We start from the raw sequence: 17,547 nt of genomic DNA, 5'->3' as shown, positions 1-17,547 counted from the left end.
GAAAAGCCGCTTCTCAGGAGGCGGCTTCTGTTTTTTCAGCGAGGTCTTTCACCGCGCGCAGCGCGATCTCCCAGCCTTCTTCCGCTTCCTGCAGCTGCTCTTCCGTGAGTTCATACTGCAGTTCTTCCCGTGCTGCAACGAGCGTGGCTTCCTGGTGCGGGATCAATTCGTAGGTGATCACGGAGAGCAGGTTGTTTTTATCGGAGAGGTCGTGTTTTAAAAGTTTTTCAGGCATTATTTCGAGGATGGTGCCGCTGGTGAGCATTTTACCGTCGGGCCCTTTCCAGCCGAAAGCGCTGCCGGGCCTCCAGTCTGAAACATATTCGCCGCCCATCTGCCGGCTCAGCGCGGGGTCGGTGAACACACGCCATACTTTCGACGGCGGCGCATGTATCTCGATCGTTTTTTCGATAACGGGGAACGGCATATGCGGTAAAGTTTCCTGTACAATTTCGGAAAAAAAGACGACGTGCCGGGCTGGCGGCGCAAGAAACTTTATCTTATCTTTTTCATCGGGAAAACGACCGTGCGGAACTGCCCGTTCCTGGTGCCGGAGATCTGCGCCACCAGCGAATCTGCGCCGATGCGACGGTATGAGACGGTTTGCGGGAAATCGTGCTGCGGGTTTTCGAACACAAGCTGTTCGTCCGTAGCCTGTTTCAGCGCAAAACTCACCGGCTGGCCGTTGTTCTGCCCTTTCACCGTGGGGACGTAATATAGTCGACCTTCTTTTTGCAGCAGGCGGACGGATTCAAATATGGTGGTATCGTTGCCTTCCAGGGAATAACTGGCGCCCTGCAGTTCGTCGGCGCTCACTTTTTTCCAGGTTTCGTAGGTAATGCCGCGCGGGGTTTTGTGTTCCCAGGTGCCGGTCAGCCATCCGGCCCTGGTGATCTGCGCCGTGGCGGCGGTTTGCCAGCAGCAGAAAAGGATCAGGGGCAGCAATATTTTCATATGGCAAAGGTAGGCAGCACGCCCAAATAAATGATAAAATCGCGATGTTATTGTTTCCCCCGGTACCATTGCACCAGGCAAAGCCCGAAGATCACCAGCGCCACGCCCGCCAGGGTGAACAAGCTGAGCGGCTCATGCATCAGCACGGCGGAGATGGCGAAGCCGAAAACCGGGCACAGGAAGAGCCAGAAAGAGGCTTTCACGGGATTGTCTTTCAGCAGGAAAAGCCAGAGCAATACCGCCAGTATCGACACCGGGCCCACCAGCCATAAAGTGGCGAGCAGCCAGGTAAGGTTAAAATCGTTCTGCGATGGCTCGTACCACACCAGCATCGCCGGCAGCAGGAAAAGCCCGCCGAACAATGTTTGCCAGCCGTTGATGGTAAAAATATGCAGGCTGCCGCCGAGGTTGCTGGCGGAAAAATAAATGGCGCCCACGGAATAAGCGATCATGCTGAGCAATACGAGGCCCAATCCCAGCGGCGTGGCATAACTCTCCGCAATCAACGGCCAGGCCGCGATGCCGATGCCGCAGAGGCAAAGCACCAGGCTCAGCACTGTTACCAGGTGCAGCGGCCTGCGCAGCCATATCGCGCTCAAAAGACTGATAAAAACGGGATTGGTAGCGGTGGCGAGCGCGCCCAGCCCCGCGGAAGTTTCCTTCATGCCTACCACGTAAATACCGAGATAAAGCGAGATGTTAAAAAGCCCGTAAACCGCCAGCTGCAGCCATTCCCGGCCTTGCGGGAGGCGCTTTTTCATGCCTGCGTGCGAAATCAGCAACATGATGGCCGAAGCCAGGAAAAAACGCGGCACGAACAGTACCAGCGGCTGCACGGCGCTAAGCCCTATCTTGGTGCCCACCGACGCGGAGGCCCATAAAAACGCGAAGGTGATCCCCGCCAGTACCAGTTTGCCTCTCGGCGTGCCCATCGTTGGCATGAATGATGTTTGTTGAAAACGGGGGTAAAGATATTATTCGGCAGAAACTTTTCCCCCATTATTTGAAATATACCAGAAATACACCGATCCGGACTAACAGCCGCCCTGCAGGCCGTTCTACCTTTGTCAAAAAAAGAACATGTCACAATCAGCAAAGATCGCGCTCGTTACCGGCGGCAGCCGCGGCTTAGGTAAAAACATGGCCCTCCGCATCGCGGAAAAAGGGCTGGATGTAATCATCACCTACCATTCCCAAAAAGACGACGCGCTGCAAACCGTTGCGGCTATTGAAAAACTGGGGCGCAAAGCGCTCGCGCTTCAGCTTAATACCGGCGACGTAAAAAGTTTTGATACATTTTTCGGCGAACTGGAAAAAGCCCTGCCGCAAACTTTCGGCGCTGCGCAGATCGATTACCTTGTCAATAACGCGGGCATCGGCGTTCATGCCGCATTCGACGCCACGCGAGAGGAAGATTTCGATACGCTGTTCAACATCCATTTTAAAGGCGTATATTTCTTCACGCAAAAAGCGCTGCGCCTGCTGGCGGACGGCGGCGGCATCATCAACGTTTCCACCGGTCTTGCCAGGTTCGCCATCCCCGGTTATTCCGCTTACGCCGCCATGAAAGGCGCAATGGAAGTGGTTACCCGCTACCAGGCCAATGAGCTCGGCAAAAGAGGCATCCGCTCCAACATCGTGGCGCCCGGCGTAATCGCAACGGATTTCGGCGGCGGCACGGTGAGAGACAATGCGGACGTAAACGCGCACATCGCCGCCACCATCGCCCTGGGCCGCGTTGGCCTGCCGGAAGACATCGGCGGCGTGGTAGCTTTCCTCTGTACAGACGATGCGCGCTGGATCACGGCGCAACGCATCGAAATATCAGGCGGGCAGAATCTCTAAACATCGCATGCACCTTGTGTGTTGAATACTTATGATCGAAAAGACCATTTCATTATCCGACTTCTACCGGCTCAAATTCGGCGACCTTCCCAGCGAAATTATCGCGCGGATCGGGCAGTTCAACGTGTTTGAGCTGGAAGATGTGGCGGCGGGCAAAGCAAAAATGCCGTACAGCCGGAAAGATTATTTCAAGATCAGCCTCATTTCCGGCAGCAACCGCGTGCATTATGCAGACAAAACCTTCGATGCGGAACAGAACATGCTGCTGTTCGCCAATCCCCAGGTGCCTTACAACTGGGATCTGTCGCCCGACGACAGGAAATCAGGGTTCTATTGCGTGTTTACGGAAGAATTTTTCAAGGGGTACGGCAATATCCGGTCGTACCCCATGTTCCAGCCCGGCGGCACACCGATCATTTCCATTACGGATGAAGAGTTTGAACAGGTGAAAACGATCTACGGCAAGATGTTCGCCGAGATCGAATCCGAATACGTATTCAAATACGACGTGCTGCGCAATCTCGTGATGGAGCTGGTGCATACCGCGATGAAACTCCGCCCCGCCCTCATCACCCCGGCAGACACCGGCGGCGCCCATGCCGCGGAAAGGATCACCGGGCTGTTCCTCGAACTGCTGGAAAGGCAATTCCCCATCGAATCGCCCATGCAGCGCATCAAACTGCACACGCCTGGCGAGTTTGCCGCCCATCTCAACGTACACAGCAATCATCTCAATAAAGTGCTGAAAGAAACCACGGGCAAAACCACTTCCCGCCTGCTGGCCGAGCGTCTGGCGCTGGAAGCGCGGGCATTGCTCAAACATACGGACTGGAGCGTGGCCGATATCGGCTGGTGCCTGGGTTTTGAAGACCCTTCGCACTTTGTTAAGTTTTTCCGGAAAAACGAGCAGACCACGCCGCGGGCGTTCCGGGGGTAAGGAAATTTCACTACCTTGGCACGATAATATTCCACAGAAATGAAACACCTGATCTTTTCAGCGCTCCTCCTTTTGGGCGCCGCCAACGCATTCTGCAAATCGTACCTCGTTCACAACGAAAAAGAGCTGACAGACATCCTGCCTTCGCTGAAAGCCGGCGACAAGGTGCGCATCGCCAACGGCACTTACACGCCCTGGTCCGTTACCATCGGCACCGCCGCCACGGCCAGCCAGCCGCTTACCATCGAAGCGGAAACGAAGGGGAAAGTGATCTTCAAAGGCGACGCCGGCCGGACTTCCTTCAAGATCACCGGCAGCTACATCGTGCTGCGCGGGCTTACGTTCGAAGACTGCAATCTCGTGAAAGTTGAAAAACGCTCCGGCCTGCTCGTTGAAATGAACAACTCGCAACATTGCAGGATGACGGAATGCACGTTCCGCAGGGTAACCGCGAAATCGCAGTACATGCCGCTCGTAACCGTGTCCGGCAACGGCGAACACAATCGCGTGGACCATTGCACGTTCAGTCATAACGCAGACAACATGGACGTAACCGTTAAAGTGACGAAAGACAACACGCCGCAGCATACGCTGATAGACAACAACCTGTTCGAAAACAAAAATCCCGTTAGCTGGAAAAACGGCAACGGCGGCGAGTGCGTGCAGATCGGCCAGGACCCGATACTGCTGGGCACCGTGAGCGCAACGGCCATCGTGCGCGAAAACCGTTTCATCCGCTGCAACGGCGAGCCGGAAGTGATCAGCAACAAAAGCAGCAACAATCAATACATCAAAAACCAGCTGGAAAACTGTATCGGCGAGATCGTGATGCGCGGCGGGCACGATTGCGTGGTAGACAGCAACACGATCAAAGGCGGCAGCAGCGGCATCCGTGTGAACGGTACCGGCCACCGCATCACGCACAACCGCATCAGCGATGTAAAAACAGGCATCCGCCTGATGTACGGCATGACCAAAAGCAAAACCGAAACCGGGTTTTACGTGGCCGCGGGCAATTGCGTGATCGCCAACAACCGCCTGGAAAATACCACCACCGGCATCTTCATCGGCGACAGCAAAAACGCCGACTGGACGGGGAAATTCGATACCGTGCGGTATCCTTCCCGCGTGATGCAGGATGTGGCGCCTTACGACAATACCCTTGAAGGGAACGTGTTTGTGCATGCGGGCTCGGAAGTGGTGAAGCAGTAAATTTTCATCGTAGTTTAATTGTTTATACGTTTCAACCCACGGCATAAAGTACCCACGCCCAACATCGACCGGCTGGGGAAAGAAGGCACCAAATTCACGCGGTTCTATTCAGGCAGCACGGTATGCGCGCCCAGCCGCTGCGCGCTGATGACCGGCAAACACATGGGTCACGCCTACATCGGATGAAGCGGGATATCGTGTTTCTTTCGATTTTATTTCAAAAACCCGGTCAATAAAACTTTTCTTATGGAACAGGGAAAAACGGATACCGGTTACAGGCAGCTATATCAGGACCTGGTCAACCGCATTCTTCATGGCGATGGCCACAGCCCGCGGCCGGAGCGCCAGGCTGCGTTTAACAATGCAGATCTGCCCCAACCTTTGCATGCACTGGTCGATAAGGTCGCGCACCATGCTTATAAAGTCACTGATGCAGACATCGATGCGGCCAAACAAACAGGCCTGAGCGAAGACCAGCTGTTTGAATTGATCGTATGCGCCGCGGTAGGCCAGGCATCCCGGCAATATGAGAACGGTTTAAAGGCGTTGGAAGAAGTAGTAAAAGAAGGAGGTCAACATGCGTCTTGATATTCTCAACAACGGGTATAAGCTGGGGACCAGGATTCTGTTTTCGGTTATAAAGGCAATTTCCGGCTACCCTTTGCCGGACGCGGCGCGGCTTGTATTTTACCGTCCTGATTTTTACGGAACGCCTGCCAAGAAATTTACCCACAAAGCCATGCGCGGCCCCTCTTCCTGGTCGGTCGGAGACAGGGAATTGATGGCTGCATATGTATCCGGCATCAATTCCTGCTCGTTTTGCGTTAAAGCCCACAGCGCCGTTTCAGCCAGGGCTTACAGCGACAGTTCGTTGGTAGCCCGGGCACTTGCCGATGTGGAGACCGCCCCGATCCCCTCCCCGTTGCGCGCTATGTTGATCCTGTTAGGCAAGCTTACACGCGAACATAAGATCGATGCCAGCGATATACGTTCAGTGATGTCTTCGGGCGTTTCCGCAGAACAAATAGAAGACGCGCTTGCCGTATGTTTTGCATTTAATGTCACTAACCGTTTGGCGGATGCTTTCGGCTTTTTTGTTCCGGGGAACAAAGCATTTGATGCAGGCGCCAAATACCTGCTGAAACGCGGCTATCAATAACGTTTAAAAAGTTACCGGCAAGCCGGTAATGCGTGCATTTTCGGCTTGCCGGCTAATAGGATTACAATTACCAATCATCCGTCCTGAAAGGCGATGCAGGCAATCCTTCATTATTAAAAAGCTCGCCTGTAAACCAGTCTTTAAAAGCATACCGTACGGCCACCGGCTTTTTTACCCGGGCAGATTTTACCTGGATGCCGGTTTTGGTTATTTGGGCTTCCGCCGGGTAAAAAACTTTGTCTTCACCGGCAATTTCAAACAACGTCAGCTCTTTGCCGCCTGCATACAGCCCGTTCGGGGCGTTGTCGAAGGTGAGGTCGATCTTATCGTTATTAATTTTCATTGCTTTATATACCGGTCCTTGGTACGGCAGGCCGGCAACGCCATAATCCCGGGCGAACGCGCAATATGCGAGGCGTTTGGCGATGGTCAGCTTATCCGGCGGATGAATGGACTTTTCCATGCCTGCGTCGGCACTTACCGCCATCGCTGAATTAGGAATCAGTTTCAGCGCCTTCTGCTGTGCTTCCCGCAGATAAAACGTGATATTGTCCCCGTCGTATCTGAACGGCGCTATCTGTACGTAATAGAACGGCCATTCTCCCTGGTTCCAGCGCGTGCGCCAGTCGGCCACCATTGATTGCATCAATTGCGCATATTCCTGGTGGTTTTTCCGGTTCGCTTCGCCCTGGTACCATAAAATGCCCTTTGCGGTAAACCCTTCTATAGGATGGATCATCGCGTTGTACAGCACTGTGGCGCGGTTCTGGTTCAATTTCGCGGTGTCTTCCGGCAGGGGGATCTTCGCCGAGGGGAAATGCTGCAGGCTTTGCGCGCTCATCCATGCTTCTATCCGCGTTCCGCCCCAGGAAGTAAGAATAATGCCGACGGGCACATCGAGCTTTTGCTGGACGATCTTTGCAAAAAGATACCCCACGGCGCTCATTTCGCTGACGCTTTTCACATCCGCTTCTTCCCAATGCCGCGCTTCGGCCTGGAACTGCGGGCGGGCGGACAGCTGCCGTTTGATCTGGAAGAGCCTTATTTTGGAATTCTTCGCGTCCATCAATATATCGTTCGCGCCTGAAACGGGCTGATTGCCGTATCCTTTGACAGGCATCGTCATGTTAGACTGCCCCGAACAGATCCACACCTCGCCGATCAGTATGTTTTTCAGGGTTAATTTTTCACCGTCGTCGAACGTGATCTGGAAAGGACCGCCTGCCGAAGGCGTGCTTACCGAAACGCGCCACAAACTGTCCGCGCCCGTATTGGCAACATACACTTTACCGTTCCAGCTGGTGGTTACTTTCACTTTGGACATCGGGCGGGCTTTGCCCCAAAGCGCCGCCTGGGTTTTCTGCTGAAGCACCATGTTGTGATCGATCACGGACGGGAGGACCACTTTGCCGTTTACCTTGATGCTTGCCAGTATCAGCAAGCCGATCCAAATTTTTTTCATATTTATCAGTCTATTTTTTTTTGCTGAAGTGATAACATTTTTTCTGCGAAACGTTTTCCGAATCCGGTGGCGGAAGCCGCATCGAAATGGGTGTTGTCCCCTTTATGGGTGAAGCCTTCGGAACTGGCTACCGCCGTGTTTTTTACCTTTCCCGGCAGTTGCGCCAGCTGTTCGTTGATAAGGCTGTACGCCGGCCTGTACCGTCCGAGTTCCCCTGCCACAACGGGCAGGTTCTTATCACCCGCCGTCTCGCGGAAACGCCCGATCAGCACTTCGAGTTTCTCAAGATACCCTTCCGATCTCCCCGGTTTGCTGTTCGCTTCGCCCTGAAGCCAGATGATCCCTTTGATCACGCCTTTTTTCATGGCGATCTTCAAACGTTTCGTTGCGTCGTCGTACGGATATTTTTTTGTCGCCCTGTCCATCGCGCCGGGCTCCCACGATTCGATAGGTGTGCCTCCCACGGCGCAGGGGATGAGGCCTATGCGGACATTCGGGTCGGCATTTGCCATTTCAAGACCGAATGAAAGCCCCGGCCCTACTCCCGCTATTCTGGGCTTATCGAAATGAAGCGGGTGCGCCGCCTCTACCCAGTTGCCGTCTTTGTCGAGCATGAGCACATTGGGTTGGGAAAGATGGCGGTATTCATCGGTAAGCACGCCCCGGCCCGACATATTGGATTGGCCGACGAGCAGGTACAGGTGAAAATCCGGGTCTGGCCCTTCCGGTTTTGAAAAGGACGTCAGTAAAAATAATCCTGTAAAAATAAGTAATGTTCTGCCGAAGGAACGGATCAATTTCATTGAATATGCTTTCAAATTAAGTAAGGTATCTGTTTAAGGTTCCGGTTGCCCGTTCAACAGCCATGTTAAATTAAATTTCTGAAACTCGATCGACCAGTGGCTGTTTGTGCTTGAAGGCGTTTCTTTCTGCTCTATCAGCGCGCCAATGGCGAAGTCCGCGGTTTTGGTCATGCTGGTGTAGCCGCCTTTCCCCTGTGCCGCGGCTTCTTCCTGGGTGATGGTGTTATGAACACGCCGTTTCGCATACCATGTCGCCCCTTCGTTGTAGCTGATCTTTGCCGTTACGTTATACCGCGTGGTCGTGCTTTCGGAATTCATGAAAATGATCCGGGAGCGGGTACCCGCGTAACGCAGGATCGATCCTTCACAACGCGGGTCAGGCAGCGCAAAGTCCGGCGCAAAGGCGGAAAAACCGCTTTCAATGGTCCCCGTGGAAATACGGCGCCGTTTGTTTTCGTTCCAGGGTGTTCCCCCGGGGCGGTCGTTGCGCATAAGGGTGCCGTCTGAAAGCTCCACGATGGTGCCTTCGTCTGTCGATGCGGGAATGACCTGGTAGTTCCAGGTTTGACCATGATCGTCGCTGTAAATATTACGCCTGCGCGCCGGGATGATCAGCCGGCCCGGATGCGGGCCTCCCGTCGTCTGGATACCAATGCCGGGGCCCATCACGTCCCAGGTCATGGTGGAAGGCAAAAGCGTGCTGGTTTTATCTACAGGATTGGCCCATGTATTTCCATTGTCGTCGCTCCAGGTCACGAATACCCTCCGTTCCCCCCAGGTATCGACCGGCTCGGTATCGCCGCTCCCGTTTTCGCTGTGGTCCGCATCGTTCCAGGACATAAAAAGCCATACGCGGCCGGTATCCCAATCCACCACCGCCGTGGGATTTCCCCAGGTGCCCAGTCCCAGGCCCACTACTGTTTTCAAAGCCGACCAGGTTGCGCCGTTGTTGCCGGAAGTTTTATAAACGACGTTGATGTTCCCGTAATCGTTGTCCGTATCCGCACGGCCTTCGCAAAATGCGATCAGCGTTCCGTTGGTGGTACGTACAATGGAAGGAATGCGATAGGCATGGAACCCATCGGTGCCGCCGTCGAACAATTTGATGCTGGTATGCACTGCTGCTCCCAATTCGGCGTCAACCGCCGCTGTTGTGCTTTTGCGGTCATCCAGCCCGTTTTTCAAAAGATCGTCGCGGTTGTCGCCGCAGGCTGCACAAAAAAATACGGCGGCGGCGATCAGCTTCAGGGCATTTGCCCTTCCCGGCAGGGAACGGCGGTTTTTATGCCGTTGAAACAAAAATCCCGGGAAATTCAATTTCTCTTTCATAACGCAATGGGTTTAAAAGTGAATGATGTCAGGGAATCTTAACCTCAATTTCACGAACCACGCCGGAATGTCCTTCATAACTCGTGTTGGAAGCAACGAAAGCAACTTTGTAGGTTCCGGCGGTGGTATAATTAAAAGCATAAGTGGTGAGGCGGGGATTGATCACGCTTTTGATGGCGATCGGCCTGTCCGGCCCCATATCGGTTTTGGTAAGCTCAAATCCTTTGCTGATAGCCCAGGATTCGGTTTCCACTTCTTTGTTGAGATGATTGCCGTTGAAACGGATGGCGCCCGAGCTTTCGATAACGGCGCCCCTGTTCGGGTCCACTATCGAGCCCTCGTTCACGAGGTGCCAGTCTGCGTTAGTCAGCGTGGCAAGCGATGCGTTCCCGAGGTCGGTCTGCGATTCCAGCGAGAATGCGCGGATGCGCCAGGTGGAGTTGGCCCCGAATTCCGACTGTGGTTTGCAGACATAACGGAACGCATAATAAAAAGGCTTCCCTTCCACATGAAGGTCTTTGATATCTTTTGTGCCGGAAGGAAGCGAGGCCGACGCGTTCCTCGTGTTCAGCGTAAAACGGCCGGTGATGTCCGTCCAGGTAGCCGCGCGGATGTTGCCGATATCGTACGTGCCGTTAAAGTCGCTGGAAACAAGCACGGACAGCTGGTCTTCCTGCGCCCCGTTGTTCAGGGTGGTGGAAAACGAAGACAATATCGCGTTAATATCCAGCGTGCGGCCTTCGCGGTAGTCGTAGTCGTTGCCGAGCACGCCGGAGTAAAAAGATATGATCTGCGCATCGCCTGAAAAACTGAAGGTTACCTGGTTCACCGCATTACCGGCCGAATCGGTAATAGCGGTCACTTCGTATCCCGTAACATTAAAATCCGGCGCAACAACGGCATCCTTCTCCCCGCAGGCGGCGGCAACGATGCCGAGACATAAAACGATCGCGATATATTTGAGTTTCATACGTTTGATTTTAATGGGTAATTACCATCCCGGGTTTTGCACGAGCGCACGGTTCAGGGACATTTCGCCGGTCGGGATGGGAAAAAGGAAATTCTTTTCGGTTACATTCAGTCCCGCTCTCGATTCGAATCGGTAGGCGGATGCGGCGATCTGGTAAATTTCCGTGCCGGCCGCGCGCATCTCGGTAAGAAACTCCTGCCAGCGGATGAGGTCGCCTTTCCGCAGGCCTTCGAAACATAATTCGCGGCTGCGCTCGTCGTGGATGAATGATCTGAAATTTTCTTTGGTGGCGTAATCCGCCGCGGGGACCTCATCGTCTCCGGCAACGGTGATCGTAGCCGTTGCGGTGGCCCCGGTGCCGCCGCCGCTGATGGTTACGGTAGGGTTCGACGTATAAAATCTGCCCCGGTCGGTGATAATGATGGTGGCCACCCTTCCGTTCGCGATCGTCGCGATGGCGCTGGCGCCGCTGCCTGCGCCGCCGCTGATGGTCACGGTGGGCGGATTGGAAGACGAATATCCGCTGCCGCCGTTCGTAATCGTTATTTCCGCGAGGTTTTCACCATGAAGCGCCTTGCCGTACCCTCTTTTTCTGACGAGGCTCACGGCGTTCACCGCTTCGGCGGAAGGAGCGGCCGTCAGTTCGTTGTCTGCTTCCGCAAACATCAGCAGGATGTCCGCATAACGGAGGATGGGGTAATTGATCGGCGTGAAGCTGGTGCTTTTGGGCGTCAGCACTTCGTACATCCTCCGGTATTTTCCGCAGCTTCGCTGCCAAAGGTTGGTAACAGGCCAGTATTCCCGTTCGGCATTGTCCGTTCCGCCGTAAATGTAGGGCGCAATGTTCCAGTCGCGGCGGTCGTCGGTAGGCTGGTAACGCGCGTAAAAACGCGGCGTGGCGTTGATGCGGCCGAGGCTGTAACCTGTGTCCACATTCGTGCAGCGGATGCCGTTACGCGAGCCGAGGCGGCCGCTTTCCGTGTAAGCGTCTGAGCGGTTGCCCCAGAATTCCACTTCAAAAATACTTTCCCCGATATCGTATTTGTCCGCCGCAAGGTTGATAAATACCTGGTTGTAGGAGCTGTTCAGGGCATGGCCCGCTTCTCCGTCGTCCATTACTTTTTTCGCCCAATCGCGCGCATCGGCGTATTTCGACCTGTCGTTCAGCGGGTAACCGGCCATATGCAGGCAAACGCGCGCCAATATGCCGCGCACAGCGGATTTGCTGACCCGGCCGCCGAAACCGATGGTTTTGATCGGCAGCACGAGCGTTTCCGCTTCTTTCAGATCGGCGAGTATCTGGTTGTACACCTGCGCGAGCGGCGCACGGGGCACCTGCGTGTTTTCGGGTGACTTCGTGGTTTCCAGCACCAGCGGCACATCGCCCCACATCTGGGCAAGCAGGAAATAATAATAGGCGCGCAAAAAAAGCGTCTCGCCTTTTATCACCTTCCTTTTTCCTTCGTCCATATTGGGCCTGTCGATATTTTCCAGCAGCAGGTTTGCCCGGCCCACGCCGTTGTAAAGCGTTTCCCAGGTACGCGCCACGGTAGGGTCTGAATTGGAAAGATTATATACCTGCACGCCGTTTACCACGCCCGCATGACCATACACCCCTTCGTCCGAAATATCGAACTGGTAAAACATGTTGTCTCCATAAAGGTCCGCGTTGCCCAGCACCTCGTAAACGCCGTTCAATGCGAAATTCAGTTCCTTTTCCGTATTGTAGTAAGTACTTGGCGCGAGAAAATCGCTCGGTTGCGTTTCCAGGTACTTATTACAGCTACCCAGCACAAGCAGGGGAAGCGCGAAAATATGTATGAGTATTTTTTTCATAAGGTGAATTTGTCAAAGGTTAAAAGCCTGCCCGGATGCTGAAAGTAAGCGTGCGGGCCCTTGGATAAGCCGAGTAGTCGAAACCGGGCGTCAGCGCGGAATTACGTACGGAAACCTCCGGGTCCATGCCGGAATATTTCGTCCAGGTATAGAGGTTCTGCGCGGCAACGGAAGCCGAGATATTTTTCACGAAAGAAGACCGCAGGATCTTTGAAGGGATCGCATAGCTCAGCGACACGGTTTTCAGGCGCAGGTACGAGCCGTCTTCCAGGAAATAATCGGAATAATAACCGGCAGGGCCGTATCCCCCGGCGCGGAACCTTTTGCTGTCCTGGTTATCGATCGACCAGCGGTCGGTGTAGGAAGCGAACTGGTTCAGGCCGGTGCGGTTGCTCATATTCCCTTCGAACATCGTTCTGTTGGCGTTGTAGATCTTGTTGCCGTAAGACCATTGGAAAAAGATCCCAAGATCAAAACCTTTATACCTGAAGTTATTGTTCAGGCCACCCACATGTTTCGGCAGCACGCGCCCGATAACCACCCTGTCTTTTTCGTCCACCACGCCGTCGAGGTTTACATCTTTATACCTGATATCGCCCGGCTGAATACGATAATTCGCCATGCCGTTGGTAGGTTCGCTGAGCTTCAGGGTATATGCGCCGCTGGCAGACACGTCAAAATCGTCTACCTGGTACAAACCGTCCGTCAGGTAACCGAAGAACATGGCGGCGGGCTGGTTGAGGGCGGCAACGTACAGCGGCACCGTGCTGAAGCTGTTCTCCCAGCCCACGGTGCTGAGAAGATTATCCTGGTTTTCAGACAGGCCCAATACCTTATTGCGGTTGAAGCTGACGTTAACGTCGGTGCTCCAGCTGAAGCTGCCGGATTTTATGTTGGTGGTGGTCAGCGTCAGCTCAAGCCCTTCGTTCCTTACTTTGCCGATGTTTTTGTATACTCTTGCAAAAGCCGTGGTAGCGGGAAGGTCTGCATTGAGCAGCAGATCGGAAGTGGTTTTCCGGTAGAGGTCTACCGTGAACTGGATCCTGTTTTTCAGGAAACCGAGGTCGAGACCGAGATCGGCCTGCGCGGTGGTTTCCCATTTCAGTTTCGTATTACCCAGGGAAGTTTGTATCACCCCTGTTTGCGGCATGCTGTTGTTGAAGGAATAAGACGCGCCGATCGGGCTGGTAAGCGCCGGAAGCGTAGCGAAATCGTTTACGCGGTTGTTGCCCGTAACGCCGTAGCTGGTGCGGAGTTTGGCGTCGGAAATGAACGGAAGCGATTGCATGAACTTCTCCTCTTTGATCTGCCAGGCAAAAGCCGCCGAAGGAAAATACGCCCAGCGGTTCTCGGGAGCGAACTTGGAAGATCCATCCGCCCGGAAACTCACTGTCAGCAAATATCTCGAAAGGAAATTGTAATTCACGCGCGCCAGGAACGAGCCCAGCTTACTTTCAGTGGCGGAGGAAGACGTGGAGCCGGGAATGCCCTGTTCAAGCCCGGCAACGCCCAGCGATTCGTTCGGAACGTTTTGCGACATAAAACCGTAGCCGCTTGCTTTGTTCCCCTGCATGGTGAAACCGCCCAGCACTTCCAGCCGGTGTTTCCGGTTGAATCTTTTTGTCCAGGTAAGGGTATTTTCGTTCAGCCAGCTGCTTCTTTCCACAAAGTTTACGCTGCCGTACTGGCCTTTCGTATTGTTAGGGAATAAAGGCGTTCCCCTGGAAGTAAGCGAGTTATAAAAGCTGGTATTTTGCCGGCTGAGGTTTTCCACGCCGCCGCTTATCCGCAGCTTGAGGCCGGGAATAATTTCATAAGCGATGTAGGCGTTCGCCAGGAGGTTTTTCGTCGCGGACCGCCGTACTTCATTTTTTGCATTGATGATGGGGTTGATGCGGTAATCCATCGTCTCGTCTATCTCATCGTCCATCAGCTCTTCGCTCAGGTCGGTGGCGTCGTCGAGGCTTTTGCCGGAAACCGGCCTGTAACCCCACACGGAATATAACAGGTAGGCGCTGGCGCCGTTACCGGCATTGATGCTGGATGCGATCTGGCCGAAATTGCTCACTTTGCTGTAGTTCACATTCAGCCCCGCCGTTACTTTTTTACCGATGTTCTGATCGATCACAAAACGGCCCTGGTAGCGGCTTAACCCGGAATTGACCAACACGCCCTGCTGATCGGCCACGGAGCCTGAAACGGAGTATTTCGTGCCCTGGTTCCCGCCGCGCATCGCCAGGTTGTATACCTGCATCGGCGCGTTGCGGAACAGTTCATCCTGCCAGTCTACGCCCTTTACATTTTTATAGTCGTCTAACGTAGCGTTTGAAAGATAGCTGGTCTTTGCATTCGTCGAATCCCGTTCAAGCTGGTAGCTGACGAACTCGTAGGGGCTCATTACGTCCATTCGTTTCGATACTTCCTGGAAACCCAGCGATGCGGTGGCGGTGATAACCGGCGCGCCGATCTGCCCGCGTTTGGTTTCGATCACCACTACCCCGTTTGCGCCTCTTGCGCCGTAGATGGCGGTAGCCGAAGCGTCTTTCAGGATATTGATGGTTTTGATGTCTTCCGGGTTCAGCGACATATTTTCCGGGTCTTCCATCGGGAACCCGTCTACGACAAAAAGCGGCGAATTGCTTTGGGAAAGCGAGTTGGCGCCGCGGATCACGATATTGATCCCTTCCGCGCCGGGCTGCCCGTCGTTGGAAGATACCTGCACGCCGGCCACCCTTCCCGCAAGGGCCTGGTCGAATGATAAAACCGGCGCTTTTTGAAGGTCTTCCACCTGCACCTGCGATACCGATCCCGTGAGGTCTTTTTTGGAAGTGCTGCCGTAGCCGATCACTACCACTTCATTCAGCTTCGAAGCGTCTTCCAGCAGGGTTATCGTAATGGAAGTTCGTCCCCGCAAAGGTTCTTCATGTTTTTTAAAACCGATATGGTTAAAAACGAGCGTTCCCTGGAGATTGGGCACTTTTACCGTAAAAGCGCCGTTTTTATCCGTGCTGGCGCCGGCCGTTCCGTTCTTCAGCCGTACGCTTACGCCGGGCAGGCCAACGCCCTGGTCGTCGGTCACCTTTCCTGTAACGGAGGGCGAAACCTGTTGCGCCGATGCGGGGCACGACAAAACAACCAGCGCAATCATCAGCATGGCGCATTGTACACCGTGCCGCATGACCGTTTTGATGCGCGCGCAACCCGGAAAATTAAAAATAGTTGTCCCTTGACACATACGTGAATTAGTTGAGTGGTTATACTGTAAAATGGTTATGCCCTGTATGTAAGATCCTGGCTTGGTTGAATCCTATTGTATGTTCCTGTATGTTTCCAATAATTCGCCCAGTTTTTTTTCAACCGGCTGATATTTTGCCGTTCCGGAGAGGTTTTCTTTTTCGATCCCGCCATTGCCCAGGTAATACAGCTCTTTGTTTTCGATGGCGTTGCCGGACAAATTGTACCAAACGGTATATCGCCATTCCCGGTCCCTGACGGAGTATCCCATATGCGTGGCGGTTTTTGAGAACAATGCTTTATAGGGCCGGGCGAACTGGCTGTAGGCTACCCTGTCCCACCGGATAGCGGGGTTCTGCAGGAGGGGAACAAGACTGGTGCCGCTGAGCTTCGGGGCCGGGTCGATCTTGCAGAGGGCTGTAAGCGTAGGATAAATATCAACGGCTTCAACGATCGCATCGGTGCCGCCGTTTTTCTGACTGGCTTTTGGTACGGAAATTATCAAAGGCACTCTTGCGTCCAGCTCGAAATTGGTGGATTTGCACCACAGGTCCTGCTCGCCCAAATGATACCCGTGATCGCCTACCAGCACAACGATCGTGTTATCGCTCAGCCCGAGCCTGTTCAGCTCGTCCAGTACTTTGCCCACCTGTGCGTCCGCAAAACTGATACATGCGTAATAAGCGCGGATCAGGTCTTTTTCTTTCCCGGCGGCGAGCGGCCCTTCATCGGGTATATCGGTATAACCTCTCAATTCCTGACCCTGGTGAAACGCGATTTCCGGTGCGCCAATGGGCCTGTTCCTGTTTTCCACACCGGGGAAAGCAGTGTGCGCGTACATATCCCAGTACTTTTGGGGAGCGCAAAATGGAAGATGCGGTTTTCTGAAGCCGGCTGCCAGGAAAAAACTTTCGCCGGAATTTTTGAACCGCCTTAACAGTTCAACAGCCTGGTCCGCAACCTTTCCGTCGGGATAACTGGCGTCGTCGCGATCGGTAAACTCATAGGCATCGGCTTTGCCGCCCTTTTTATTCCTTTCGAGAAAATATTCTTTGCCTTTTTTTTCGTCGATCTCCGATTGCACGGGCGACCAGCTGATGGTATCCACCGTGCTTTTTGTGTCGTGGAAGATCTTGCCTACGCCCACGGCGGTGTACCCGTTATTTTTAAACGCCTGCGGCAGGGTGGCAACGCCCGGGACCTTATCCCTGAAATGCGTGATCAGATCGGTAACGCCATTCTGATTCGGGCGGAGCCCGGTTAAAATGGAAGCGCGGGAGGGATTACAAACCGCCTGCTGGCAATACGCGTTTTTAAACATCGTACCGCGGCGCGCAAGTTTGTCGATATTGGGCGTAATGGCTTTTTTATCGCCATAACAGGCCAGGTTTGGTCTCAGATCGTCGACCATGATAAAAAGCACATTATATTTTTTGTCTTTCCCTTTATCATCGTTGGAAAAGACGGTAAACGCATACAAAATGCACGCAGCAACCAAAAAAATCCTTTTGGAAATCGTGTTAAAATAATTTCTAGGGATCATGAGCCTATATTTTTGTATCTGTTGTAAAATCAACGGGAATCAGATCATAACTGTGCGAAATAACGTGGCAACTCATTTCCTGTCCAGGATTACCGGTTATCGGGATATAAAACTGTCAGCGTACCTTTCCGCATCATTTTCCTGCATTTCCGGTTATCAAAAACGCGACCGTGCCGGTGCCCGGTTTCCCGGCCCCAACTATTTCCATCGATTGCAGAAATATTACAATTTAGATGATAGGCTTTTGCACTTGCACACTGCCC

At 53.7% G+C, this 17,547-nt stretch carries 16 protein-coding genes; 6 read left to right on the top strand and 10 right to left on the bottom strand.

Annotated elements, in window-relative coordinates; translation table 11 throughout:
* Nucleotides 1-13: 13 nt before the first annotated feature.
* The 3 genes from J7I43_RS04960 to J7I43_RS04950 all read right to left on the bottom strand — a co-directional run bounded on the left by J7I43_RS04960 (nt 14) and on the right by J7I43_RS04950 (nt 1,895).
* Nucleotides 14-427 carry an SRPBCC family protein gene (locus J7I43_RS04960; protein ID WP_209143848.1) on the bottom strand — a complete coding sequence of 138 codons (414 nt, stop codon included), beginning with the start codon at nt 425-427 and terminating at the stop codon, nt 14-16.
* Between the two features lie 68 nt (nt 428-495).
* Entirely contained in the window at nt 496-954 is a 459-nt protein-coding gene (locus tag J7I43_RS04955) for a DUF6265 family protein (protein WP_209143846.1), read from the bottom strand.
* A gap of 47 nt (nt 955-1,001) precedes the next feature.
* On the bottom strand, nt 1,002-1,895 hold the full coding sequence (locus J7I43_RS04950; protein ID WP_209143844.1) for a DMT family transporter: 894 nt from the start codon (nt 1,893-1,895) through the stop codon (nt 1,002-1,004).
* 139 nt (nt 1,896-2,034) lie between these two features.
* Between J7I43_RS04950 and J7I43_RS04945 the strand changes: the two genes are divergently transcribed.
* The 6 genes from J7I43_RS04945 to J7I43_RS04920 are packed head-to-tail and all read left to right on the top strand — an operon-like array spanning nt 2,035 to nt 6,107.
* On the top strand, nt 2,035-2,799 hold the full coding sequence (locus J7I43_RS04945) for an SDR family NAD(P)-dependent oxidoreductase (RefSeq protein ID WP_209143842.1): 765 nt from the start codon (nt 2,035-2,037) through the stop codon (nt 2,797-2,799).
* A 31-nt stretch (nt 2,800-2,830) separates the two neighbouring features.
* Nucleotides 2,831-3,736: a helix-turn-helix domain-containing protein gene (locus J7I43_RS04940; protein ID WP_209143840.1), complete on the top strand. Its 906-nt coding sequence runs from the start codon at nt 2,831-2,833 to the stop codon at nt 3,734-3,736.
* A 39-nt stretch (nt 3,737-3,775) separates the two neighbouring features.
* Nucleotides 3,776-4,948, top strand: a complete 1,173-nt coding sequence (locus tag J7I43_RS04935; protein ID WP_209143838.1) for a chondroitinase-B domain-containing protein — start codon at nt 3,776-3,778, stop codon at nt 4,946-4,948.
* A gap of 18 nt (nt 4,949-4,966) precedes the next feature.
* A complete protein-coding gene (locus J7I43_RS04930; protein ID WP_209143836.1) occupies nt 4,967-5,134 on the top strand; it encodes a sulfatase-like hydrolase/transferase in 168 nt (55 codons plus the stop codon).
* Nucleotides 5,135-5,194: 60 nt separating this feature from the next.
* Nucleotides 5,195-5,536, top strand: coding sequence for a carboxymuconolactone decarboxylase family protein (locus J7I43_RS04925; protein WP_209143834.1), 342 nt, complete (start codon nt 5,195-5,197; stop codon nt 5,534-5,536).
* Nucleotides 5,526-6,107 carry a carboxymuconolactone decarboxylase family protein gene (locus J7I43_RS04920; RefSeq protein ID WP_209143832.1) on the top strand — a complete coding sequence of 194 codons (582 nt, stop codon included), beginning with the start codon at nt 5,526-5,528 and terminating at the stop codon, nt 6,105-6,107. Before J7I43_RS04925 ends, J7I43_RS04920 begins: the two co-directional genes overlap by 11 nt.
* A gap of 67 nt (nt 6,108-6,174) precedes the next feature.
* Here J7I43_RS04920 and J7I43_RS04915 read toward each other — a convergent pair whose 3' ends face one another.
* The 7 genes from J7I43_RS04915 to J7I43_RS04885 all read right to left on the bottom strand — a co-directional run bounded on the left by J7I43_RS04915 (nt 6,175) and on the right by J7I43_RS04885 (nt 17,284).
* Nucleotides 6,175-7,569, bottom strand: a complete 1,395-nt coding sequence (locus J7I43_RS04915) for a sialate O-acetylesterase (protein ID WP_209143830.1) — start codon at nt 7,567-7,569, stop codon at nt 6,175-6,177.
* Nucleotides 7,570-7,574: 5 nt separating this feature from the next.
* Nucleotides 7,575-8,372, bottom strand: a complete 798-nt coding sequence (locus J7I43_RS04910) for a sialate O-acetylesterase (RefSeq protein ID WP_209143828.1) — start codon at nt 8,370-8,372, stop codon at nt 7,575-7,577.
* Between the two features lie 33 nt (nt 8,373-8,405).
* Nucleotides 8,406-9,701, bottom strand: a complete 1,296-nt coding sequence (locus tag J7I43_RS04905; RefSeq protein ID WP_209143826.1) for a sialidase family protein — start codon at nt 9,699-9,701, stop codon at nt 8,406-8,408.
* 28 nt (nt 9,702-9,729) lie between these two features.
* Complete coding sequence (locus tag J7I43_RS04900; protein ID WP_209143824.1) at nt 9,730-10,671, bottom strand: DUF5017 domain-containing protein; 942 nt, start codon at nt 10,669-10,671, stop codon at nt 9,730-9,732.
* 21 nt (nt 10,672-10,692) lie between these two features.
* On the bottom strand, nt 10,693-12,507 hold the full coding sequence (locus tag J7I43_RS04895; RefSeq protein WP_209143822.1) for a RagB/SusD family nutrient uptake outer membrane protein: 1,815 nt from the start codon (nt 12,505-12,507) through the stop codon (nt 10,693-10,695).
* Between the two features lie 19 nt (nt 12,508-12,526).
* On the bottom strand, nt 12,527-15,685 hold the full coding sequence (locus J7I43_RS04890; protein WP_209143820.1) for a SusC/RagA family TonB-linked outer membrane protein: 3,159 nt from the start codon (nt 15,683-15,685) through the stop codon (nt 12,527-12,529).
* A gap of 129 nt (nt 15,686-15,814) precedes the next feature.
* Nucleotides 15,815-17,284 carry a sulfatase gene (locus J7I43_RS04885; protein WP_209143818.1) on the bottom strand — a complete coding sequence of 490 codons (1,470 nt, stop codon included), beginning with the start codon at nt 17,282-17,284 and terminating at the stop codon, nt 15,815-15,817.
* Between the last annotated feature and the right edge of the window lie 263 nt (nt 17,285-17,547).

It is taken from the genome of Chitinophaga chungangae, from assembly GCF_017742215.1.
In the GTDB taxonomy this organism is placed as follows: domain Bacteria; phylum Bacteroidota; class Bacteroidia; order Chitinophagales; family Chitinophagaceae; genus Chitinophaga; species Chitinophaga chungangae.
This window is presented reverse-complemented; position numbering and strand designations above follow the sequence as displayed.

Coding starts and splice junctions, on each gene's coding strand:
- J7I43_RS04960 (WP_209143848.1), bottom strand. CDS start 427: ATGCCGTTCCCCGTTATCGAAAAAACGATCGAGATACATGCGCCGCCG.
- J7I43_RS04955 (WP_209143846.1), bottom strand. CDS start 954: ATGAAAATATTGCTGCCCCTGATCCTTTTCTGCTGCTGGCAAACCGCC.
- J7I43_RS04950 (WP_209143844.1), bottom strand. CDS start 1,895: ATGCCAACGATGGGCACGCCGAGAGGCAAACTGGTACTGGCGGGGATC.
- J7I43_RS04945 (WP_209143842.1), top strand. CDS start 2,035: ATGTCACAATCAGCAAAGATCGCGCTCGTTACCGGCGGCAGCCGCGGC.
- J7I43_RS04940 (WP_209143840.1), top strand. CDS start 2,831: ATGATCGAAAAGACCATTTCATTATCCGACTTCTACCGGCTCAAATTC.
- J7I43_RS04935 (WP_209143838.1), top strand. CDS start 3,776: ATGAAACACCTGATCTTTTCAGCGCTCCTCCTTTTGGGCGCCGCCAAC.
- J7I43_RS04925 (WP_209143834.1), top strand. CDS start 5,195: ATGGAACAGGGAAAAACGGATACCGGTTACAGGCAGCTATATCAGGAC.
- J7I43_RS04920 (WP_209143832.1), top strand. CDS start 5,526: ATGCGTCTTGATATTCTCAACAACGGGTATAAGCTGGGGACCAGGATT.
- J7I43_RS04915 (WP_209143830.1), bottom strand. CDS start 7,569: ATGAAAAAAATTTGGATCGGCTTGCTGATACTGGCAAGCATCAAGGTA.
- J7I43_RS04910 (WP_209143828.1), bottom strand. CDS start 8,372: ATGAAATTGATCCGTTCCTTCGGCAGAACATTACTTATTTTTACAGGA.
- J7I43_RS04905 (WP_209143826.1), bottom strand. CDS start 9,701: ATGAAAGAGAAATTGAATTTCCCGGGATTTTTGTTTCAACGGCATAAA.
- J7I43_RS04900 (WP_209143824.1), bottom strand. CDS start 10,671: ATGAAACTCAAATATATCGCGATCGTTTTATGTCTCGGCATCGTTGCC.
- J7I43_RS04895 (WP_209143822.1), bottom strand. CDS start 12,507: ATGAAAAAAATACTCATACATATTTTCGCGCTTCCCCTGCTTGTGCTG.
- J7I43_RS04890 (WP_209143820.1), bottom strand. CDS start 15,685: ATGCGGCACGGTGTACAATGCGCCATGCTGATGATTGCGCTGGTTGTT.
- J7I43_RS04885 (WP_209143818.1), bottom strand. CDS start 17,284: ATGATCCCTAGAAATTATTTTAACACGATTTCCAAAAGGATTTTTTTG.